Annotated in this window: 20 protein-coding genes; 7 read left to right on the plus strand and 13 right to left on the minus strand. The window is 71.6% G+C overall.

Annotated elements, in window-relative coordinates:
* Window positions 1-129: 129 nt before the first annotated feature.
* The 6 genes from Q3Y56_RS12965 to Q3Y56_RS12990 all read right to left on the minus strand — a co-directional run bounded on the left by Q3Y56_RS12965 (window position 130) and on the right by Q3Y56_RS12990 (window position 3,398).
* Complete coding sequence (locus Q3Y56_RS12965; RefSeq protein ID WP_304462085.1) at window positions 130-474, minus strand: hypothetical protein; 345 nt, start codon at window positions 472-474, stop codon at window positions 130-132.
* Window positions 475-497: 23 nt separating this feature from the next.
* Window positions 498-1,427 (minus strand): radical SAM protein, encoded by a 930-nt coding sequence (locus tag Q3Y56_RS12970; protein WP_304462086.1) that lies wholly within the window; start codon window positions 1,425-1,427, stop codon window positions 498-500.
* 89 nt (window positions 1,428-1,516) lie between these two features.
* A complete protein-coding gene (locus tag Q3Y56_RS12975; RefSeq protein ID WP_304462087.1) occupies window positions 1,517-1,771 on the minus strand; it encodes a hypothetical protein in 255 nt (84 codons plus the stop codon).
* Entirely contained in the window at window positions 1,768-2,085 is a 318-nt protein-coding gene (locus Q3Y56_RS12980) for a hypothetical protein (RefSeq protein ID WP_304462088.1), read from the minus strand. Before Q3Y56_RS12980 ends, Q3Y56_RS12975 begins: the two co-directional genes overlap by 4 nt.
* Window positions 2,082-2,330, minus strand: coding sequence for a hypothetical protein (locus Q3Y56_RS12985; protein WP_304462089.1), 249 nt, complete (start codon window positions 2,328-2,330; stop codon window positions 2,082-2,084). Before Q3Y56_RS12985 ends, Q3Y56_RS12980 begins: the two co-directional genes overlap by 4 nt.
* 336 nt (window positions 2,331-2,666) lie before the next feature.
* Window positions 2,667-3,398 carry a GntR family transcriptional regulator gene (locus Q3Y56_RS12990; RefSeq protein ID WP_304462090.1) on the minus strand — a complete coding sequence of 244 codons (732 nt, stop codon included), beginning with the start codon at window positions 3,396-3,398 and terminating at the stop codon, window positions 2,667-2,669.
* Window positions 3,399-3,626: 228 nt separating this feature from the next.
* On the opposite strand from Q3Y56_RS12990, the gene Q3Y56_RS12995 reads away from it, so the two are divergent.
* Window positions 3,627-4,583, plus strand: a complete 957-nt coding sequence (locus Q3Y56_RS12995) for a DNA-3-methyladenine glycosylase (RefSeq protein ID WP_304465581.1) — start codon at window positions 3,627-3,629, stop codon at window positions 4,581-4,583.
* Window positions 4,584-4,711: 128 nt separating this feature from the next.
* Here Q3Y56_RS12995 and Q3Y56_RS13000 read toward each other — a convergent pair whose 3' ends face one another.
* Together Q3Y56_RS13000 and Q3Y56_RS13005 are read right to left on the minus strand one after the other, a co-directional pair.
* Window positions 4,712-5,812 carry an NDP-sugar synthase gene (locus Q3Y56_RS13000; protein ID WP_304462091.1) on the minus strand — a complete coding sequence of 367 codons (1,101 nt, stop codon included), beginning with the start codon at window positions 5,810-5,812 and terminating at the stop codon, window positions 4,712-4,714.
* A 73-nt stretch (window positions 5,813-5,885) separates the two neighbouring features.
* Window positions 5,886-7,457 (minus strand): N-acetylmuramoyl-L-alanine amidase, encoded by a 1,572-nt coding sequence (locus Q3Y56_RS13005; protein WP_304462092.1) that lies wholly within the window; start codon window positions 7,455-7,457, stop codon window positions 5,886-5,888.
* Between the two features lie 128 nt (window positions 7,458-7,585).
* On the opposite strand from Q3Y56_RS13005, the gene Q3Y56_RS13010 reads away from it, so the two are divergent.
* From Q3Y56_RS13010 to Q3Y56_RS13025, 4 genes are all read left to right on the plus strand, one after another.
* Window positions 7,586-8,338 carry a TIGR03089 family protein gene (locus Q3Y56_RS13010; RefSeq protein WP_304462093.1) on the plus strand — a complete coding sequence of 251 codons (753 nt, stop codon included), beginning with the start codon at window positions 7,586-7,588 and terminating at the stop codon, window positions 8,336-8,338.
* A 280-nt stretch (window positions 8,339-8,618) separates the two neighbouring features.
* Window positions 8,619-9,749, plus strand: coding sequence for an LCP family protein (locus Q3Y56_RS13015; protein WP_304465582.1), 1,131 nt, complete (start codon window positions 8,619-8,621; stop codon window positions 9,747-9,749).
* A gap of 240 nt (window positions 9,750-9,989) precedes the next feature.
* Window positions 9,990-11,747, plus strand: a complete 1,758-nt coding sequence (locus tag Q3Y56_RS13020) for an LCP family protein (RefSeq protein ID WP_304462094.1) — start codon at window positions 9,990-9,992, stop codon at window positions 11,745-11,747.
* Between the two features lie 101 nt (window positions 11,748-11,848).
* The gene (locus Q3Y56_RS13025; RefSeq protein ID WP_304462095.1) at window positions 11,849-13,591 is read left to right on the plus strand and encodes an LCP family protein; all 1,743 of its coding nucleotides are present in this window, start codon (window positions 11,849-11,851) and stop codon (window positions 13,589-13,591) included.
* A gap of 99 nt (window positions 13,592-13,690) precedes the next feature.
* Here the strand turns inward: Q3Y56_RS13025 and Q3Y56_RS13030 are convergent, their stop codons facing one another.
* A complete protein-coding gene (locus Q3Y56_RS13030) occupies window positions 13,691-14,707 on the minus strand; it encodes a glycosyltransferase family 2 protein (RefSeq protein ID WP_304462096.1) in 1,017 nt (338 codons plus the stop codon).
* A 287-nt stretch (window positions 14,708-14,994) separates the two neighbouring features.
* Between Q3Y56_RS13030 and Q3Y56_RS13035 the strand changes: the two genes are divergently transcribed.
* On the plus strand, window positions 14,995-16,425 hold the full coding sequence (locus Q3Y56_RS13035; RefSeq protein ID WP_304462097.1) for an LCP family protein: 1,431 nt from the start codon (window positions 14,995-14,997) through the stop codon (window positions 16,423-16,425).
* 563 nt (window positions 16,426-16,988) lie between these two features.
* Entirely contained in the window at window positions 16,989-18,095 is a 1,107-nt protein-coding gene (locus tag Q3Y56_RS13040) for a sulfotransferase (protein WP_304462098.1), read from the plus strand.
* A gap of 181 nt (window positions 18,096-18,276) precedes the next feature.
* On the opposite strand, the gene Q3Y56_RS13045 is transcribed toward Q3Y56_RS13040, so the two are convergent.
* The 4 genes from Q3Y56_RS13045 to Q3Y56_RS13060 all read right to left on the minus strand — a co-directional run bounded on the left by Q3Y56_RS13045 (window position 18,277) and on the right by Q3Y56_RS13060 (window position 21,413).
* Window positions 18,277-18,567, minus strand: a complete 291-nt coding sequence (locus Q3Y56_RS13045) for a fibronectin type III domain-containing protein (RefSeq protein WP_304462099.1) — start codon at window positions 18,565-18,567, stop codon at window positions 18,277-18,279.
* Window positions 18,564-20,120 carry a serine/threonine-protein kinase gene (locus Q3Y56_RS13050; RefSeq protein WP_304462100.1) on the minus strand — a complete coding sequence of 519 codons (1,557 nt, stop codon included), beginning with the start codon at window positions 20,118-20,120 and terminating at the stop codon, window positions 18,564-18,566. The genes Q3Y56_RS13045 and Q3Y56_RS13050 overlap by 4 nt, the downstream gene beginning before the upstream one ends.
* A 325-nt stretch (window positions 20,121-20,445) precedes the next feature.
* Complete coding sequence (locus Q3Y56_RS13055) at window positions 20,446-20,988, minus strand: acyl-CoA thioesterase (RefSeq protein WP_304462101.1); 543 nt, start codon at window positions 20,986-20,988, stop codon at window positions 20,446-20,448.
* 71 nt (window positions 20,989-21,059) lie between these two features.
* Window positions 21,060-21,413: a zinc ribbon domain-containing protein YjdM gene (locus tag Q3Y56_RS13060; protein ID WP_304462102.1), complete on the minus strand. Its 354-nt coding sequence runs from the start codon at window positions 21,411-21,413 to the stop codon at window positions 21,060-21,062.
* Window positions 21,414-21,551: the final 138 nt, after the last annotated feature.

Consider the following 21,551-nt stretch of genomic DNA (forward strand, 5'->3'; position numbering starts at 1 on the left):
GCTCGGCCCCGGGCCCGCGTGCGGCGATGCCCCCGGTGCGAACACCGGGGGCATCGCCGACCCACCGCGTACCCCGCGAGGCGGATCCCGATCAGGGCGAAGTCACGAGCCCACTCGTCAAGAGATGGATCACCCGCCCGCGTCACTCCGGGATTCCGTGGCGCGCAGCTCGGCCAGACGGCGTTCGTAGAGGGGGCCCGACGCGTAGGCGGCGTGGGCGGGGGCCGGAGCAACCTGTTCGATCATGTGCTGTGCCGCTGCCTTGAGAGCCGCTGCCCAGACGAGTGCGTGTTGTCGCGCGCCCCGCCCGCATTCCTGCGGCTCCCCGGGGAGGCACAGCGGGAGGTCCGGACCGATCTTGTTTGCTGCGTGCCGCACGTAACCGGCGATGAGGGCCCACTGTTCCTCGGACCGATGGTCCGCCTCAGCCCCCTCGTCTCCCATCCATGCGCCGAAGTCCTCGCCGTGGTCCACGGTGACCTTCCTTCCTCAGCGGCTCATGTGAGTTCGCCGATCGTAGTGGGATCCGACACACTGTCCGCTTCCTCTGGATCGCAGTGCCCCACGGAGGGAACACACGGGCCGCACGGACCACACATGGGGAGAAACTGCGGAGGCGTGCACGCCTGGGCTCCCTTGCCGTGTACGGCCGTGATGTCGGCGAGTACCTGGTGCATGCGGACACTGCCCCAGATCTGAGCCATGGACGTGGTCCGCGCGTTACCGATGGTGAGGAACCGGCCGAGCACGCACGGCCAGACGTCCCCGTTCGGGCCGATGGCGCACTTCTCGTGCGCGCAGTGCCCGCACAGGTCCCTGATCGTGGGCGCCGCTCCCTTGCTCGCCCTTCCGAAGGCGCGCGTCCGGTCGCCTCCGACCTGTCCTACCCCCAGGGTCGTGAGGTCGTTGGCTGCCTCGTGGACACGCTGTCCTCGGTGCACTGCGATGACACCGCCCCGGAGCGGGATGTTCAGGCTCAGTGCCTTCTCGATGTTCGCCCGGGTGCGTCGGTGGGAGCCCCGCAGGTTCGTGACCTTGTCGTGGTCCTGCGGGTCGTCGGAGTAGTACGACGTGGCCAGCTTGACGCCGCAGCGCGTGAACGTGTCCCACAGCAGGGGCCGAATGTAGGTGAGGTTGGAGAACACCTCAATGCCCAGCCCCGCCTCGTGCGCATGGGAGATGAGTTCCGACAGGTGCGGGAAGAGGGTCGGCTCTCCCCCGATGAACTGGACATCACGCGTGCCCAGGTCCGCCAGCTGGTCGATCGTTCGCTTCCAGTCGGGCACGGTCATGGTCCCGTGCGTCCCCTTGGGAGACGAGTCGGCGTAGCAGTGATGGCAGGACTCGTTGCAGAATCCGGTCACCTCCAGCCACGCGAACCGGAGTTCCCCGGGGTTGGCACGCGTGCGTAACCTGTGATTGCTCATGGTGATCCTCTCTCTTCTCTCTGGGAGCCATGGGTGGTTGGCCGGGTGGGGAAGAGGCCACTTCCTCACCCGGCGCACGAGGCCGCCGATCAACGGCGGGGCATGAACGCTGGGCCCTGCTGGATGGAGTACCGGCAGTCCGGGGCGAAGTCGGGGATGGGCTTGCCGTCCAGCGCGTAACAGAGCGCGGCGTGCAACTGCTCGGCCTCCGTGGTGGTCATCACCAGCTCCGCGAGGCCGACCACCTCCCCGTCCTGAGTGATCGACAACGGCAGCGCCACGTGGTCGTCCTTCTCGCGGCGGAGCGGATGGCCCGGGCGTCGGCAAATACGCCAGTCGGTCATGACGCCTGCCCCTCCTCGCCGCTCGAGGCGTCCGGCATGGCCAGCCGCATCCCTCGGCTCTCAGCGACACGCAGCGCGTCGGTCAGAGCCTCGGTCAGCCGGTTCGCTAGGAATCGCAGCTCGCCGGGGCCTGCCTTCCGGTCTTCAACCATGGCCCGCGCGTGCCGGACCATCTCGGTGCCCATGCGGAGCTGTACCGCCTCCATCTCGTCGGCGAGCCGCCACAGGTGGCTGTCACGTCCGCCGTCCGTGACGAGGTACGCGGGCTGCCCGGCCGGACCGGCCCACGGCAGCAGTCGGGGGTTCGTGCTCACCGGGCCTCCGCCTTCACGCCGTGGGTACAACGGGGGCTGACGGCGACGCCGTGCACGGCGAGGACGCGTGCGATGTACGCGTCGCGGACGGGCTGGGCCGTCGAGGCAGGCACGGGCGGAAGGGCAGCCGTGGGTGTGTCCTGCCAGCGGATGGTGGGCGAGAGGCGGGCGGTTCGGTGGCGGCTGGGCGCGAGCGGTAACCGCCGCAGCAGCCACTCCACGAATTGGGCGATAGAGTTCGCCATGTTGACGCTCCTTAGCAGCGTTGACCACGCCCCGGGGCCATGCAGCGGCCGCCGGGGTCTTTCAGGTACTTCAGCGCGGGCTACCGGTCGGCGAAGGCGCGGCAGGCTTCGAAGCGTCCTTCGAGCGCCTTCTGGTTACGGTCACGTGCCGGTCGTAGATGAACGCCACTACGGGCAAACCGGGTTGAGGCATGATGGTCCCCCTGGTCACGTTCAGCACCCGTTTCGATGCGCTGCGCACACTGGAATAGTCCAGCAGTCGACTAGTCCAGTCAAGTCCCGGGGAAGCAAAAACCCCCGCCAAAGGGCGGGGGTCTGTGGAGAGTTGACCGTAGATCAGACGTTCATCTGATACTCCGTAGTGCGCGCCCAGTGCCCGGCCGGACTGATCCCCACCTCATAGGTCAGCGGCTTGCCCTCGGCGTCGTAGGCGATGTGACGGGTCTCGGAGACAGCCTGCGGGCCATCAAGCTGGAGCAGCCGCAGCTCCTCCTCCGTCGCCAGGCGGGCCGTCCACACGTCGCGCCCGGTGTGCGGCTTCCGGCCGGTCTCCATCTCCACGTATCGCGTGGTGCCCTGACGGATGCGCTCACGCTGGAGCAGGCGGGGCGCAGCCGCGGCCACCTCTGCGGAGAAGTACGAATACGACGTGGCGATGGGCCTCTCGCCCTCGTACGTGACACGGTGGCGCCGCACGACCTCTGCGCCTGGCTCCACGCCCAGAGCGGAGGCCACGTCCTCGGAAGCGGGTACCCACTCGGCAGACAGGATGTCGGCGTGCTCACCGGCGGTGTAGATGAAGCCGGTCTTCACGGAGGTGTCGTACCGCTCTCCAGCAGTTCGCGCGAGCGGGATACGGACCTTCACCGTTGAGCCTGTTCCCTGCTTCGTCTCGATCAGATCCTCCCGGCGGAGGACATCGAGAGCCCTGACGACCGTAGCGCGGGCGACACTCCAACGATCCTGGAGCTCTCGTTCGGACTCCACGGTGTCGCCGGGCTTCAACTCGCCCCGGACGATGCGACCTCGGATGTCGGCCGCGATCTGCTCGTACTTCGGAAGTGCCATGCTCGATAGCTCCTCGACTACTGGACTGATCCAGTAGTCATGCTGTCGGCGCCCACTCGGCGGGTCAAGCCCGTGATGCGCATAGATAGCCCCGGTTGACGTGGCTCACATGGCGCTGAGCAAGGTGAACGGTGCGGAGCACCCCCAAGGCTCCGGCATCTAGGCTCGTAGGAGACGTTCCCGTCAGAGAGGCCCACCGTGGACGACTCCCCGCTCACCCGCGCCGCCGTGCGCGGCGGCCGGGTCGTCGTGCCCCCCGCGCGGGGAGTCGACACGGGACGCGCGCGGCGCTGGGTGCCGGGCGGGGCGCTCGATGTCGGGCTCACGCTCGGGCCGCTGCGGCGTGGGCCCGGGGATCCGGCGTTCCGGGTCGGTGAGGACGGGGCCGTGTGGCGGGCCAGTCGGACGCCTGCCGGGGCCGGCACGCTGCGCATCGCTGTCGACGGGGACGGGGTCGTCGCCGACGCGTGGGGGCCGGGCGCGGAGTGGTTGCTGGAGCGGGTTCCGGCGCTGTTGGGGGCCGGGGATGATCCCTCCGGGTTCGTGCCGCGGCACCGGCTGGTGCACGAGGCCCACCGGCGGCACCCCGGGCTCCGGCTCTGCCGTACCGGGCTCGTGCTGGAGTCGCTGATCCCGTCGGTGCTGGAGCAGAAGGTGACCAGCGACGAGGCGTACCGGGCCTGGCGGCTGCTGCTCCAGCGGTTCGGGGAGCCCGCGCCGGGGCCCGAGCCGTCCGGGCGGCTGCGGGTCATGCCCGATGCGCGTACGTGGGCGCTGATTCCCTCGTGGGAGTGGCACAAGGCAGGCGTCGACGGCAAGCGCGCCGCGACCATCCTGCGCGCGGTACGGGCCGCCCGGCGGCTGGAGGAGGCCGCGGCCATGGAGCCTGACGACGCCGCCGCCCGCCTCCAGCTCATCCCCGGCATCGGGCCCTGGACCGCCGCCGAGACCCTGCAACGCAGCAACGGCTGCCCTGACGCGGTCACCGTCGGTGATCTGCATCTGCCACGGATCGTGGGTTACGCACTCACCGGGCAGCGCGGCGTGGACGACGACGGGATGCTGGAGCTGCTCGCGCCGTACGCCGGGCAGCGGCACCGGGCCACGCGGCTGATCCTGCTGTCCGGCCGCGTCCCGCCGCGCCGCGCGCCCCGGTTCTCCGTACGCGACTTCCGCGCGATGTAGTGCCGTCCGGGCGACCGGGGAGAGCCGACGCAAGCCCGCCGCGGGGCCGAATCAGCGCCCGGTAGCCAGGGCCCGCGGGCTCAGAGAGCGCCCCGTAGCCGGGCCCGGGGCGGAGGCCCGAAGAGCGGCTACTGGTCCGACGAGAAGCGCACCGCGCCCGCCGGGATCGACGCGTCGCACCACACCCGTACGCCGTCGCGCAGTTCGTTGTCCGGGCCCACCAGCGCGCCGTCGCCGACCACCGCGCCGTCCAGCACCGTACGGGCACCGATCCGGGCGCCCGCGCCGACCAGGGAGTCGCGTACCTGCGCGCCCTCCTCCACGACCGCGCCGGCCAGCACCGTGCTGCCCTCGATCCGGGCGCCCGAGCCGACCTTCGCGTGCGGGCCGATGACGGTGCCGCCGGTCAGCTTCGCGTCGCGCGCGACCGTGGCGCTGGACAGGACCAGCCGGTCGCCGCAGCGGCCGGGCACCGCCGGGGACGGGGCGCGGCCCAGGACCAGGTCGGCGGAGCCGCGGACGAACGCCTGCGGGGTGCCCAGGTCCAGCCAGTACGTGGAGTCGACCAGGCCCTGGAGGTGTCTGCCTGCGGCGAGGAGGCCGGGGAAGGTCTCGCGTTCGACGGAGACCGGGCGGTCGGCCGGGATGGTGTCGATGACGGACCGGGTGAAGACGTAGGCGCCCGCGTTGATCTGGTCGGTGACGATCTCCTCGGGCGTCTGGGGCTTCTCCAGGAAGGCGGTCACGCGGCCCGTCGGGTCGGTGGGGACCAGCCCGTACGCGCGCGGGTCGGTGACCCGCGTCAGGTGGAGGGAGACGTCGGCGCCGCTGGTGCGGTGGGTGTCGACCAGGGCGGGGATGTCGAGGCCGGTGAGGATGTCGCCGTTGAAGATCAGGACCGGGTCGTCGGGTCCGGAGCGCAGCCGGGAGGCGACGTTGCGGATCGCGCCGCCGGTGCCCAGCGGCGCGGTCTCGGTGACGTACTCCAGGTGCAGCCCGAGGGCGGAGCCGTCGCCGAAGTGGGGTTCGAAGACCTCCGCGAGGTAGGACGTGGCGAGGACGACGTGCTCCACGCCGGCGGCGCGGATCCGCGCCAGCTGGTGGGTGAGGAACGGGACGCCCGCCGCCGGGACCATCGGTTTGGGGGTGTGCACCGTCATCGGGCGCAGCCGGGTGCCTTTGCCGCCGACCAGGAGGATCGCTTCTGGCGCGTTCGACGCACTTGCCACGTCTTGGTCTCTGCTTCCTGCTGGGGCTCGCCGGGTCGGCGGCCAGTGTATGCAGCCGTCCACCGGGGTCGGGTCAGCGCCCCTGGAGGTCGGCGGCGTTGTTGCGGGCGCTGCCGAGCCTGCTGTACAGCGCGGCGCCGGGGCATTCGGTGACGAAGCCGTCCCGGTGCCCGGAGATCACCTTGAGCTGGACCCGGGCGCCCTTGCGGTACTTGTTGCTGCCGCCGGAGACCAGGGTGGTGGTGCCCTGCGGGTCGGCCCCGAACAGGCCGAGCTTCCAGGCCGTCAGTCGGGCGATGGCCGAGATGGCGGCCTTGGACGGGGCGGTGGAGGTGTAGCTGCCCAGCACGGCGATGCCCATGGTGTTGCTGTTGAAGCCCATGGTGTGCGCGCCCATGACGGCCTTGGTCACTCCCCCGGCCCGGCCCTCGTAGATGTTTCCGCACTTGTCGACGGCGAAGTTGTAGCCGAAGTCGCGCCAGCCGCTGCTCTTGACGTGGTAGCGGTAGATGCCGCGCAGCATGGCGGGGGCCTGGGAGCAGGCGTAGCCGTTGCCGGTGGCGCTGTGGTGGATGAACGCGGCCTTGACCTTCTTGGTGTAGACGTAGCCGCGCTCCCGCAGGCTCTCGTCGGCGCGCCAGCCCGCGCGGGTGATGATGCGCGGCCGCGGGGCCGCGAAGGGGCGGGCGGAGGTCCGTTCCGCGGGCTCCTCCGGAAGGATGTGGGAGGGGTCGATCTCCGGTTCGGCCGCGCCTTCGGTGCTCTGGTCCTTGTCGGGCGTCGGGTCCTGGCCGGAGCCGGAGCCGGAGCTGTCGTCGGGCGGGAGGGCCGGTACGTCGCCGAAGATGGCGTCCGGCTCCGGGTCGCGAACCCGCGAGTCGTCGGCGTCCGCCTCCGGGTCGACGGCCCGCGGGTCGGTGGCGGCCTCGGGGCTCGTGGCGCCCGCCGGGCTGGTCGCGGCCGCCGGGCCGGTGACGGCCGCACGTCCGGCGGCGCGCGCCTGGGTGCCAGATCCCGCCTGGGTGTCGGCGCCCGCCTGAGTCCCGGTGCCCGCCCGGTCCGTGGCGCCCACCCGGTCCGTGGCGCCCACCCGGTCCGTGGCCGGTTCCCCGCCCGGGTCGACGAGTTCCAGCCGCAGCCCGGCCGGGAGCGGTCCGGCGGCGCGCTGGGGGCTGACCCGCACCTGCACCCCGTCCGAGGCGCCGACCCACAGGGGCGCGGTGGCGCCGCGGGTCCGACCCCCGCCCCGCTCGGGCGAGCCGAGGTCGGGGGCGTCGTCGGAGTGCGCCTGGAGCTGCTGCCACGCGGACCACCGGCCGGTGGCGGAGGAGCGGGTACGGACCTGTACCTGGCCGTGCAGCTCCCTACCCGCGTCGCGCCAGACGACCCCGACGAGGGAGAACGGCCGTACGTCACGGGCCGCGAGCCCCTGGGGCGCGGTGCCCGCCGCGGCCTCGGGGGCCGCGCGGTCGGAGTTGCCGCCAAGCGCGGTCAGCGGCAGCGACTGGGTGCTGCCGGGCAGTTCGGCCCCCGCGGGGGCGGCCGCCGGGGCGCTCGCGGGGGCCGCCCCGGCGAGCGCCGTGAGCGGGATGACGAGGGCGGTCGTACAGGCGACGCCGATCGAGGATGCCAGGAATGCACGCATGTAGTGCATCGTGGACATCACGTCACAACTCTGTCTATTTATAACGATTGTCGCCGGTCCCGCCGATCAGGTGGCCCGGTCGTCCCCATGCCGCACCGCGAGGACCGCCGCCGCGTACCCTGACGGCGATGAACGCCACCGACCGCACCCCCGCCGACCTGCTGCGATCCGCCCTCGCCGCGGATCCCGGCCGTCCGCTTGTCACCTTCTACGACGACGCCACCGGCGAACGCGTGGAACTGTCCGTGGCCACCTTCGCCAATTGGGTGGCGAAGACCGCCAACCTGCTCCAGGGCGACCTGGCCGCCGAGCCCGGCGACCGGCTGGCGCTGCTGCTGCCCGCGCACTGGCAGACCGCGGTCTGGCTGCTGGCCTGTTCCGCCACCGGCGTCGTCGCGGAGCCGGGCGGCGACCCGGCGGCGGCCGATCTCGTGGTGAGCGGGCCGGAGACGCTGGACGCGGCGCGCGCCTGCTCCGGGGAGCGGGTGGCCCTGGCGCTGCGCCCGCTGGGCGGGCGGTTCCCGCAGCCGCCGGAGGGCTTCGTCGACTACGCGGTGGAGGTGCCGGGGCAGGGCGACCGGTTCACCCCGTACGCCCCGGTGGACCCGGACGCGACCGCACTCGCGCTGGACGGCCTGGAGCTGACCGGGGCGCAGGTCGTGGAGCGGGCACGGGCCGACGCGGACGCGCGGGGGCTCGGCGCCGGTTCGCGGCTGCTGTCCGGCCTGCCGTACGACGGCTGGGACGGGCTGTCCGCCGGGCTGTTCGCGCCTCTGGCCGCGGGTGGCTCGGTGGTGCTGTGCCGCAACCTCGACCGGCTGGGCGAGGACGGGCTGGCCAAGCGGCGGGAGGACGAGCGGGTCACCGCCGTCGCCCTGTGACGTCCGGGCGCCGGGCGCCCCGTGAGGCCCCGGCGCCGACCGCCGCCGCACGCTGATCGCCACCGCGCACTGATCGTCATTGCGCACCGAATTGCGCACCGATCGTCACCGCATGCCGATCGCCTCCCGTACAACGCCGCCACGTACAACCTTGTACCGCGTTCGTCCGTCTGCTCCTTAAACCGGCGAGCCCTGCACGGCTCCCGGCCCTCGACCGAGGGCTGCGGGGCCGACGGGCGGGAGGACGGACGCGGACGTGACGACTGACAGCCCTGACCCGGTGGCGCCCCCGGCCCCCTCGGGCCCCTCGGCACCGCCGGCACCGCGGCGCCGCCGCCGCTGGCCGCGCTGGGTGGCGCTGGGCACCGCGGTGCTGGTGCTGTCCGCCGCCGGAGTCGGCTGGTGGCTGTACGAGCGGCTCGACCGCAACATCACCACCGACACCCGCACCGCGCGGCAACTGGAGCGGCACGCGGCCGAGCGCCCGGTGGCCGTGGTGCGCGACGCGCGGAACATCCTGCTGATCGGCTCCGACACCCGCGGCGGCGCGGGCAACGGCAAGTACGGCCGGGACTCCGGCACCCAGCGCTCGGACACCACCATCCTGCTGCACCTGGCCGCCGACCGGCGCAGCGCGACCGCCGTCAGCGTCCCGCGCGATCTGATGGTGGACATCCCCGCCTGCGAGTCGGCGGACGGAGCCTCGCACGCCGCCCGGTTCGCCCAGTTCAACTGGGCCTTCGAGACCGGCGGCGCGGCCTGCACGATCCGTACGGTCGAGAAGCTGACCGGCATCCGCGTCGACCACCACATGATCGTCGACTTCCGCGGCTTCACGAGGATGGTGGACGCGGTGGGCGGCGTCGAGCTGTGCCTGAAGGAGCCCGTCGACGACGCCGAGGCCCATCTGCGGCTGCCCGCGGGCCGGCAGACCCTGGACGGCGAGGACGCCCTCGGCTACGTACGGGCCCGGTACAGCATCGGCGACGGCAGCGACACCGCGCGGATCGGCCGCCAGCAGGAGTTCCTGGGCGCGCTGGTGAAGAAGGTGAGCGGCAACGGCGTGCTGCTCAACCCGCGGCGGCTGTACCCGGTGCTCGACGCGGCGACGTCCTCGCTGACCACCGACCCCGGCCTCGGATCGCTGCGCAAGCTGTACGGTCTGGTCAGCGAGGTGCGGGAGATCCCGGAGGACCGGTTCCGCTTCCTGACCGTGCCGCGCCGGCCGTACACGCAGGACGCCAACCGCGACGAGCTGGTGCGGCCGGACGCGGACCGGCTCTTCCGGCAGCTGCGACTGGATGAACCCGTACCGGCGCCCGAAACGGCGGCCACGCGGGTCGACGACACCGCGGGCAACCGGACACCGAGTCATGTCGGCACCCGCGCGATGGACACCAAGTGCGGGTAAAGCGGGGCAAAAGCGAGCATCGGTCTACCGTGCGGATCTCGAAAAGATCTCGAAAGGATTGGGCAGATTGCCCAGTTGTAGGGGAGTGGAATTTGTCACCGACGTCGCTTGACGCTGAACTGGGCGGATAGTGTGAGCGCTCCGGTGCGCAAGACCTGGCCGATCGCGCACCAATGAACGACTGACCTGGCGCCTTGAGGGGGAGGCGCCGCGTGGCACCGACGGAGGACACAGGCGACCGTGGACGCGCAAGGCCATGGGCGAGCGGGTGACATCGATCCCGCCGATCAGTGGGTGTTCGACCCGAACACCGGCAGCTATGAGCTGCGGCTGGACCCCGCTGGGGACCCGGCGCCCGCCTCCGGGAATCAGGACGCCGGGAGACCGGCCGGCACCGGCCGGCGGCGTGCCCGCGCACCCGAGCACACCCGGGTGCCCGAGCCGCGCGGCGGTCGCCGCCGGGCGGCCGGAAAAAGCCCCTCCGAGGACGCCGGCGGGCCGAGCGGACCGGGTGGACCCGGCGGGCCCGGTGGGCCGCCCGGCCGGGCCGGGCGCCGCAAGCCCAAGCCGAAGAGGTCCAAGAAGCGGAAGATCCTTTACTGGACCGGCGGTGTCCTGGCCTTCCTGCTGGTCGGCACCTCCGTCGCGGCATACCTGATCTACCTGCACCTCAACGGCAACATCACCACGGTCGATGTCGGCGAGAAGAACCCCGCGGTCATCGACGGCCCCGTCAACATCCTGGTCATCGGCACCGACAAGCGCGACGGCAAGGGCAACAAGGGCTACGGCGACGAGGGCAGCGTGGGCCACGCCGACACCACGATCCTCTTCCATGTCTCCGAGGACCGCTCCAACGCCACCGCGCTGTCCATCCCGCGCGACATGATCACCGATATCCCGGAGTGCGAGACCAAGCAGCCGGACGGGACGAAGAAGGTCATCCCCGGCAGCACGGGCGTCCGCTTCAACACCAGCCTGGGCCAGTCCGGTCGCGACCCCGGCTGCACCTGGCGGACGGTGGAGAAGATCACCGGCCTGAACATCAGTCACTTTATGATGGCCGACTTCAACGCGGTCAAGACGATCTCCTCGGCGGTCGGCGGCGTCGACGTGTGCGTGAAGCGCGACATCGACGACCCCAAGTCGCACCTGAAGCTCAGCAAGGGGAAGCACACGATCGAGGGCGAGGAGGCGCTGGCGTTCGTCCGGACCCGGCACGCCGTCGGCTACGGCAGCGACCTCGACCGGATCCAGATGCAGCAGCAGTTCCTCAGCGCGATGATGCGCAAGGTGAAGTCCGGCGGCACGCTCACCAGTCCGAAGAAGCTGTGGAAGCTGTCCAACGCCGCGACCAAGGCGCTCACCGTGGACCCCGGCATAGGCAGTATCGGTAAGCTCAAGGACCTGGCGCAGGACCTGAGCCAGGTCGACCTCAAGCACGTCACGTTCACCACCGTCCCGGTGGTGGACAACACCGACGGCGCCACCGTGCTGCTGAACAAGGAGAAGGCCGAGCCGCTGTTCTCCATGGTCAGGGACGACGTGTCGCTGACCGAGGTGAAGAAGCAGCAGAAGGCGCAGAAGGCCAAGGAGGCCGCCCGCCTCAAGGGAACCAAGGCCGATCCGGCCGACGTCCGAGTGAGGGTACTGAACGGTAGCGGTCAGTTCGGCGCCGCCCAGGACACGGTCGAATGGATGCAGAACGACGAAGGCATGATCCGCTCCAGCAACGGCGGTAACGCACCGTCGGAGTTGAAGAAGACGACGCTGGAGTACGCGCCCAACCAGGCCGACCAGGCTCGCCGGTTGGCCGCCAGCATGGGCCTGCCGGGCTCCGCACTGAAGGAAGGCACCAAGGACGCCGACCCCATGGCCGAGATGACGCTGACGCTCGGCGGGGACTTCAAGGGCGCGGGCACGCCCATCACCGCGCCGCGCAAGGCGCCGAAGGACATCCAGCGGGTCAACGGCGACGACAAGCTCTGCGCCGGCTGACAAGGCGACCAACGCGACGACGACGCGACGAGCACCGGCCGGAGCACGACAGCCCATCGGGCCGGACAGGGCGCACCGCACTCGATAACGGGGGAGGCCCGATGGGGCAGGAGAGCAGGCTGCACGGGCAGGGCCGTCGTCGGCGGACGCCCGTGGCCCAGGAGGCGGGCCCGTCCGGCGCCGGGGCGGGCTCGGACGGGTACGAGGAGCCGCCCGGCGGCGGCTCCGGCGAGCCCGTCCGCCGCCCGGTCGACGGCGGTCCCGGCCCGGACCGCACGGCCGTGCCCGGACCGCGCACCGGTGGCTCGGGCCCCGGTGGCCGCCGCCGGCGCCGCGGCCCGCGCAAGCAGCGCAGCAAGGGCGTACGAATACTCAAGTGGACCGCGCTGAGCCTGGCGGTCCTGATCCTGGCCGCGGCCGGTGCGGGCTATCTCTACTACCAGCACCTGAACGGCAACATCAGGAAAGAGGACCGCAACCTCGGCGACAGCGACCTGGAGAGGAGCGCGCCGAACGCGGACGGCCAGCGGCCGCTGAACATCCTGCTGCTGGGTTCCGACAGCCGTAACTCCAAGGACAACGTGAAGCTCGGCGGCGCCCGCCACATGCAGGGCGACGCCCCGCGCGCCGACGTCCAGATGCTGCTGCACGTCTCGGCCGACCGCAGCAACATGTCGGTGATCAGCATTCCGCGCGACACCCGCGTGAAGATCCCCAAGTGCACGGCGAAGGACGGCACGGTCTACCCGGAGACCACGTCCCAGACCATCAACAACAGCATGCAGAACGGCGGTCCGGGCTGCACGGTCGCCGCCTGGCAGGAGCTGACCGGCATCTACATCGACCACTTCATGAAGATCGAGTTCTCCGGCGTGGTGGACATGGCCGACGCCGTCGGCGGCGTCCCGGTCTGCGTCAAGGACAACGTCTACGACAAGGACTCCGGTCTGCGCATGGAGAAGGGCGACCACGAGGTGAAGGGCGAGCAGGCCCTGCAGTGGCTGCGCACCCGGCACGGCTTCGAGGACGGCAGCGACATCGGCCGGGCCAAGGCCCAGCACATGTACATGAGCGCGATGGTCCGCCAGTTGAAGTCGGGCACCAAGCTGACCGACCCGGGCAAGCTGATGGACCTGGCGGAGGCGGCGACCAAGGCGCTCACCGTCGACCCCGGCCTCGGCACCGTCAAGAAGCTCTACGACCTGGGCAACGACCTCAAGCGGGTGCCAACCAAGCGGATCACCATGACCACCATGCCGTGGATTCCCGACCCGCAGGACGACGACCACGTGATCCCCAAGCCGGGCGACGCCGACAAGGTCTTCTCGCTGGTGCGCGACGACATCGCGCTGGACGGCAAGGACAAGAAGAAGCCGAAGAGCACCAAGGCGGCCACGCCCAAGCCGTCGGCGCCCAAGGACGAGATCGCGGTGACGGTGCAGAACGGCACCGGCACCACCGCGCTGGGCCCGGTGCCCCAGCGCGCGCGGACCATCGCCGACACGCTGGTGCAGAACGGCTTCGCGAAGGCCACCGCCGACACCACGCCCACGTCGCAGGCGGACACGACGGTCACGTATCCGAAGGCGGAACTCCAGGGTGACGCGCTGGCGGTGGCCAAGGCGCTGGGGCTGCCCGCGAGCGCGGTGCGCATGTCCACCTCGGTCACGCAGGTGACCCTGGTCGTGGGCGCGGACTGGCGCGAGGGCACGGCCTATCCGAAGCCCGCGGACGGCGGCGGCGACGCGTCGAAGGACGACGGCAAGGCGCCGAGCATGTCGGAGGCGCTCAACGGCGACGACAAGGACGCCTGCATGAAGGTCAACCCGCTCAACCGGTTCTGACGGTCAGGCCGTAGGCGGTTCTGACGGTCAGGCTGTACGACGGCGAACGCCGGACCGGCCCCCTGGGGCTGGTCCGGCGTTCGCCGTCGTGCGCGTGGGTCAGCGCGTCACGACCGCCTCCCGGCGGCTCGCGATGACCTTCTTCGCCAGTGAGCGCGGGCTGGTCAGGAAGCCCCAGCCCCACGACATGTGCATCGTCGCCAGGGCCACCGGGATCCGGAGCCGGGCCTTCAACGGCAGCCCCTTGCCCGCCGGAACCGAGCCCGCTGCGATCGCCGCCAGGTAGCCCGCCGGGACGGCGAAGCCCCAGGGCGTGAGCGCGGCACCGACCACCACTCCGGCGGCGATGGCGCAGACCGCGGTCGGCGGCGCCAGGTAGCGCAGGTTGATCGAGCCCTGGTGGTAGCGGGCGACGACATGCCGCCAGCGGCCGTAGTCCTTGTACTGCTTGGCCAGCGCCTTCACGCTGGGCCGCGGCCGGTAGGAGACCTTCAGCTCCGGCGAGAACCAGATCAGGCCGCCCGCCTCGCGGATCCGGAAGTTCAGCTCCCAGTCCTGGGCGCGGATGAACTCCTCGTTGTAGCCGCCCTGCTGCTCCAGCGCCTCGCGCCGGAAGACGCCCAGGTACACGGTCTCCGCCGGGGCCGCCTCGCCACCGGTGTGGAAGGCGGCGTTGCCGACGCCGATCTTGGAGGTCATGGCGGCGGCGACCGCGTGCTCCCAGTCGTTCTCGCCCTCGGCGTGCATGATCCCGCCGACGTTCTGGGCGCCGGTCTCCTCCAGCAGCCGCACGGCGGTGGCGATGTAGTTCGGCGAGAGCATGCCGTGGCCGTCGACGCGGACCACGATCGGGTGCCGGGACGCCTTGATCGCGGCGTTCAGCGCGGCGGGGGTGCGGCCGGTGGGGTTGGGCACGGTGTGCACCCGTGGGTCCTCCCGCACCAGCTCGGCGGCGATCTCGTCGGTCCGGTCCGTGGACGGGCCGAGCGCGATCACCACTTCCATCTCGCCGGCGTACTCCTGCGCCAGGATGTGCCGCACGGAATTGCGCAGGTGGCGTTCCTCATTGAGCACCGGCATGATCACGGAGACGGCCGGAGGCTGCTGCTCAGACATCGTTCCTCGGGGGTACGGCCCCGTGGCGGCAGCCGCGTCGCGGCAGCGCCCCCGGGTGACTGCAAGTATCGAGGCCACGTTACCGCTAATGGGGGACACCGCATCGCCCCGGGCGAGTGGCAGCGGCGGTACGGGCGGCGTGGAGCGCCTCGGGTGCTCATCGTATGGGCCTACGGTCGCTGGGCGCCGCCGTCCCATTCGCACCCACTCACCCCGTTTCGCCCCTCCCCTCGTCTCGCCCCTCCCCCCTTGCCTCGTCCCTCTCCTCGTCGCGGAGGTCTTGTCACGTGACCGGTCCCGCCCGTTCCCCGCGCCCCGACCCGGCCCGCCGCCCCCGCTGGGGCCGGCGGCTGGGCATCGGGGCCGCCGTCCTGGTCCTGGCCGCCGGCGGCATCGGGCACGCCCTGGTCACCGGGCTGGAGTCGAACATCCAGCGCGTCGACGCCTTCGAAGGGCTCAACGACCGCCCCAAGGGCAGTGACGGGATGAACGTCCTGCTCGTGGGCACCGACGGCCGCGACAAGATCAGCCCGGCGGACCGGAGGCGCTACCAGCTGGGCGGCGCCCCCTGCCACTGCACCGACACGATGATGCTGGTGCATCTGTCCGGGGACCGGGAGCGGGCCAGCGTGGTGAGCCTGCCGCGCGACTCCTACGCCCGGATCCCGGCGTACACCGACCGCAGGACCGGCGAACGGCACCCCGCGCACCCGCAGAAGATCAACGCCGCGTACGCCGAGGGCGGCCCCAGCCTGACCGTGCGTACCGTCGAGCACATGACCGGGGTGCACGTCGACCACTACGTGGAGCTGGACTTCACCAGCTTCATCAGGACGGTCGACGTGGTGGGCGGCGTGGACGTCTGCACCCGGCGGCCGCTGCGGGACTCGTACACCGGTCTCGACCTGGCGGCGGGCAAGCACACCCTGGACGGCGGCCAGGCACTCCAGTACGTACGGTCCCGGCATCTCGACGGCAACGCCGACCTGAGCCGGATGGGCCGCCAGCAGCGGTTCCTGGCCGCGCTGCTGCGCAAGGCCACGGACAGCGGGGTGCTGCTGAACCCGGTGAAGTTCAACAAGGTCGCCACCACCATGCTGGGCTCCGTCCGCGCCGACCGCGGCTTCGGGACGCTTGAGCTGGTGGCCCTCGGCCGCGCCATGCGGGGCTTCACCCCCTCCTCCTCGGAGTTCGCCTCGGTGCCGATCCGGGACGCCGCCCACCACGTGCCGGGGGTCGGCTCCACGGTGCGCTGGGACAAGGCCGGGGCCGCCCGGCTGTTCAAGGCCATCCGCCAGGACCGGCCGCTGGCCGTGCGGCGCCCGGCCCGCAAGGACGGCTCACCCGCCGCGGTGGAGGTGGCCCCGTCCCGGATCCGGGTCGAGGTGGTCGACGGGACCCCGGACCGGGATCTGGGCACCGAGGTCGAGCGGCAGCTGCGCCGATACGGGTTCGCCACCACCGGCTCGGCCGTGGCGGCGCCCACGCCCGTGCGGCGCACGGTGATCTCGTACGACCCGGGCTGGGACCGCTCGGCGCGCTCGCTGCTGGCCGCGCTGCCCGGGGCGAAGCTGCGGGCGGCGCCCGGGCAGGGACCGGTGCTGCGGGTGACGCTCGGCACGGACCACCGGGGCGTGCACCCGGTGCGGGCCCAGCGGCCGGGCCGCGGCGGCAGCGGCTACGGGGCGGTCACCGGCGACAAGGTCGACTGCGGCTGAAGCCGTCCCTGCCGAGCCGGGGCGCCGGCAGGACGGCGTCCACAGGCCCCTGCCGCCGTTCGGCACGCGCCGCCGTGTTCGCCCGTCACGCACTTCCGAACACCCGTTCCATACCCTGCCGCGTCCCCTCTCCGTACCCCCTGCGCACCCCTGCCGTACCCCCTGTCGGCACCCCCGTCCGGCGGTCGACCGACCACCCGGAGTAGCTCCGCCACAACGCTCTGACCAGGCACTTTGTCACCCTCTTGGCGGCTCGGCCGGGTTATCCACAGGCCGACGGGATTGCTGGACGGTGGCGGGCGGGCTCGCTAGCTTGGCCGGGTCACCAAGCACCGAGGGCGCGGCTCCCTCGCACCTCCTCGTCTGCGCTGGAAGGTCCGATGCTGCATCAGGCGTGTCCCCCGCCCCGCCGAGCGTTCACTTCGCGCGGGGCGCAACTGGCCCACCCTCGACTGCCCTGGCTCCAGAGATCCTTCAACACGGCGTTCCGCCCCTTCGCGCCCCGCCTGTGGCCGCTCGACGCGGAGCGACTCAAGAGCGGGGCCCGGGCCGGGACGGGGCTAGTGGACTTCGGGGACGAGGCCCCGCTGGACGAGCCGCTGGCCGTCCTGTGCGAGTCGCTGAACCACGAGCTGCGCCTGAGCCCCAACGGCCGCTTCGTCCTCCAGAGCCAGCTGGCCGGAAGCCTGGCCAACCGGCTGCGACTGGTGGACCTCATGGCCCGCCGCCCGGAGGTCTTCCGGGCCCCGGTCGCCCGGCCGCTGTTCGTCGCCGGGATACCGCGCACCGGCACCACCTTCGTCCAGAAGCTGCTGAGCCAGGACCCGCACTGGCGGACGCTGCCGCTGTGGGAGACCCGCCATCCGCTCCCGGACGGCGACCTGACCGCGCCGCCGCCCGACCCGGACCCGCGGATCGACCGCAGCCGCAGGGAGCTGCGCATGGTCCACCGGCTGCTGCCCGAGCAGGCCGCGATGCACGAGCTGGTGCACGACGAGCCCGAGGAGGAGTATCCGCTCCTGGCCGGCGGGCACTGCTCGTCGATGTACGAGAACGCGGTGCTCGTCCCGGCGTACACCCGGTGGTTCACCGGCGCCGACCACCGCGGCGGCTACCGGCTCTTCCGCCGCTATCTGCAGTTCATGCAGTGGAGCCGCCCGCAGGGCGAGCGGTGGGCGCTGAAGACCCCAGGCCACCTGGAGATGCTCGTCCCGCTCCTGGACACCTTCGAGGACGCCACCGTGGTGCACACCCACCGCGACCCGGTGACCTCCGTGGTCTCCCTCAGCAACATGCTCAGCTACGACGCGCGCACCTACTTCGACCACCCGGACCCGCACCTGATCGGCCGGTGCGCCGCGGACTTCACCGAGCGCCTGCTGCGTGCCGCGATCCGCGACCGCAAGGTCGCCGGCGACCGCCTGGTGGACGTCTTCTTCCGCGAGCTGATCTCCGACCCGGTCCGCGAGCTGCGCCGGGTGTACGAGGTGGCGGACCGCGAGCTGGACGCCGGCACCGAACGGGCGATGCGCGGCTTCGCCGAGGCGCAGGGGCGCCGGGCGGGCCGCCACCGCTACGCGGCCGAGGACTTCGCGCTGAGCGTGCCGGAGCTGCGCGAGCGCTTCGCGTTCTACTACGACTTCTTCGACCTGACGCCGGAGAAGTCCTGACCGCTCGCGCGTCTGCCCAGGCGGGCCATGGTCCGCCGGACGACGTCCACGATGCGCCGGGCGTGGCGCGGTCGGGCGCGGGACCGCGGTCCGGGCGGCTGGTCGTGCGCGGCACGCGGGGCAGCGTCCGACGCGCTGGTGGGCTTCGGCGCGGCGCCGCCGCAGTCCTGCCGGGTCACCGTTAGTAGGGCACTGTGTCGCACCAGGTCTCCGCCCAGGCGGAGGCGCCGTATGTGTTGGCCGCGCGCACCGTGACGCAGATCTCGTCACCGGAGAACGGACCCTTGATCGTGTAGCTGGTGCTCCCGGTGGAGTAGACCGTGTCGACGTTCTTCTCGGTGAAGTTGCTGCCCTTGTTGGTGTAGTGGATGTCGTATCTGGTCGCTCGGGAGATTGCCGACCAGCTCACCTTGATGGGCATGTCGCACGCGCCGACACAGGAGTTGGTGTACTCAAGCTTGTAGCCCTTCATGGCGGGCGGCGGCGAGCCGGAGGACGAGCCTCCGGAGTCGGATGAACCTCCGTCGTCCGTGGACGAATCTCCGCTGTCCGAGCCCGAAGAGCCGGACCTGCCGCTGTCGGAACCGGTGTCGTCACCGGATGAACTGCCGCCGCCGTCAACACCCGACGACCCGGAACCACGGCTGCTGCTCTCCCGGACGTTCGGCTCATCCGTCGCGTCCGCCTCGCCCTTCCCCTTCTTGCGGTCATCGCCCTTGTCGTCGTCCCCGCCCTTGCCTCCCTTTCCTCCCTTGGAAGGTGAACTGCTGGGCGCGCTCGGCGAGGTGCTGCCACCAGGAGCGGCACTCGCGCTGGTGCCTGGTGACTGGGCACGTGTTCCGTCCCCGCCGCCACCCCGAAGGGCTGAAGCAGGGCGACCGTGCCGCCGCCGACCGTGATGACGACGACGATGGGCAGCACGATGAGCGTGCGGCGCCGGCGAGGCTCGCGCTCCCGCTTCGTGGCTGCGACGCCCTGGACGGCCGGGACGACTTCGGGAGGCCCGTCCTTCGGCCGCAGCCCGACGGTCGCCAGGTCCACGGGCTCCTCCCGCAGCGGCGCCGCCTCGGCGTCGAGCAGCCGTGCGGACTGCCGCGCGAGGTGCGCGACGACACCGGCAGGCAGCCAGGCGCCGCGCGCGGTGCGGGGACGCACCCGCTCGGGGTCCTCCAACAGCGCGTCGACGTCCGGCCGTTGATCGACGTCCTTCGCCAGACAGCGGGCGATGAGCGCCCGCAGCGACGCGTCCTCGACACCTGTCAGATCGGGCTCGCCCTCCACGATCTGGAACATCACCGCGTGCTGATTGCTTGCCGCCTGCCCGAACGGCAGTCGCGCGGTCGCCGCATACGTCAGCACGCACCCGAGGGTGAACACGTCGCTCTTGACCCCCGCGCGCTGCCCGAGCACCTGCTCCGGCGACATGAACCCGGGAGACCCGACGACCATCCCCGTACTGGTCAACAGGGACTCGACGGACGTTTCCAGCGCCCGCGCGATCCCGAAGTCGATGACCTTCGTGCCGTCCACGGTGAGCATCACGTTGGACGGCTTCAGATCGCGGTGCACGATCCCGGCGCCGTGAATGTCCTTGAGCGCCTTCAGCAGCCCGTCGGCGAGGGCGTGCAGGGACGCGGCCGGCAACGGCCCGTACTGTCGCACGACTTGATCAAGCGAGAGACCGGGAACGTACCCCGTGGCGACCCACGGCGGTTCATCGTCCGGACCCGCGTCGAGCACCGGCGCCGTGTGCCGCTCCCCGACCCTCCGCGCCGCCTTGATCTCCCGCCGGAACCGCGCCCTGAACTGCTCGTCGGACACGTGCTCTTCGTGCACCACCTTCACGGCTACGGTCCGACCGCTGTCCGACCGCGCGAGGAACACCCGCCCCATGCCGCCGGCGCCAAGCCGCCCAAGCAGCAGATACGGGCCAATGCGCGCCGGGTCGCTCACCGCGAGCGGCTTGATACCCCCATCGACATAGTTATCCCGCTCATCGGGTCCGTCCCCGTTCGTGCCGCTCATGATGGTGTGACTCCCCCGGCCCTCTGCGCCTGATCAACGGCGTAACTCGGATGAGAATAGACGTTGTTGACGCACGTGGTGAGCGCGTCACGCGAGCGGGACGCCGTGGGGTGTGTGGACTCGGGTCCTGTTTTCCGCGCGGCGCAGGACGGCGGCGACGAGCCCCAGGCCGGTCCCACGGCCTCCTCGGGCACCCCGGGCTGGACCCCTGGTGCGGGAGGGCGACCGGTACCACCCCGACCCCCGCGACGGCTGCCCCGTAACCGGGTACCGCGGCACGGACCGCGTATCGCGGCATCGGGCGCGCCTGTGGATGACGGGTCTGTCAGTCCTCGATGCCCTCGGCGGCGCGCTTGGCGCGGAGCTCCATGATCGCGCGACGGCGGGCGAGCCGGTGCGTGCGGCGGATCTGGGCCTCCTGGAAGCGCCGCTTGTCCCGCTCGGTCTCCGGGATCACCGGCGGCACCGGCCGGGGCTTGCCCTCGGCGTCGACGGCGGCGAAGACCAGGTAGGCGCTGCCGACCTGGGTGGGGGGCGTGGACTCGTTCCAGCGCTCGGCGAGCACCCGGACGCCAACCTCCATGGAGGACCGTCCGACCCAGTTGACCTGCGCTTTCACATGAACGAGGTCGCCGACGTGGACGGGCTCCAGGAAGGCCATCTCGTCCATGGAGGCGGTGACCGCCGGTCCGCCCGAGTGCCGTCCGGCGACCGCGCCCGCCGCGTCGTCCACGAGTTTCATGATCACGCCGCCGTGGACCGTGCCGAGGAGGTTGGTGTCACTCGCGGTCATGATGTGGCTGAGCGTGGTGCGGGACGCCGACGTGGGCTTCCCCGGCAGGGGCTCAGGGGCGGGCTGCTCGATCATGCGTCCACTGTATGCGTGCCGGGATCCGCGGCGAGCACCGCGCCGGGGCGGGTGTCCACGCGAGTCCCGGGTCAGACCTTCTTGACCACGCTCGACTTGAGCTGCATGGAGCCGAACCCGTCGATCTTGCAGTCGATGTCGTGGCCGTCCACGCCGTCGACGAGGCGGATGTTGCGCACCTTGGTGCCGGCCTTGATTCCGGTCGGGCTGCCCTTGACCTTCAGGCTCTTGACCACCGTCACGGTGTCGCCGTCGGCGAGTACGTTGCCGACCGAGTCCCTGATCACGCCGCCCTCGGTGTCGCCCGCGGGTTCGGCGGACGCCGGCGTCCACTCATGGCCGCATTCCGGGCAGATCAGGAGCGCACCCATCTCGTAGGTGTACGCACTGGAGCATTCGGGGCACGACGGCAGGTTCTCGGTCACCCAGGGAGTGTATGTGAGCGGTACGGGGCCCCGGGCGGCTCGTACCGCCGCCGCGCAAATGCCGCACAACCGACACCATTGCATCAGCTCTGCAACAGCCCCGATCCGATCCGGCACCCGGCCTGTAAGGCCCTTGGA

It is taken from the genome of Streptomyces sp. XD-27, from assembly GCF_030553055.1.
In the GTDB taxonomy this organism is placed as follows: Bacteria; Actinomycetota; Actinomycetes; order Streptomycetales; family Streptomycetaceae; genus Streptomyces.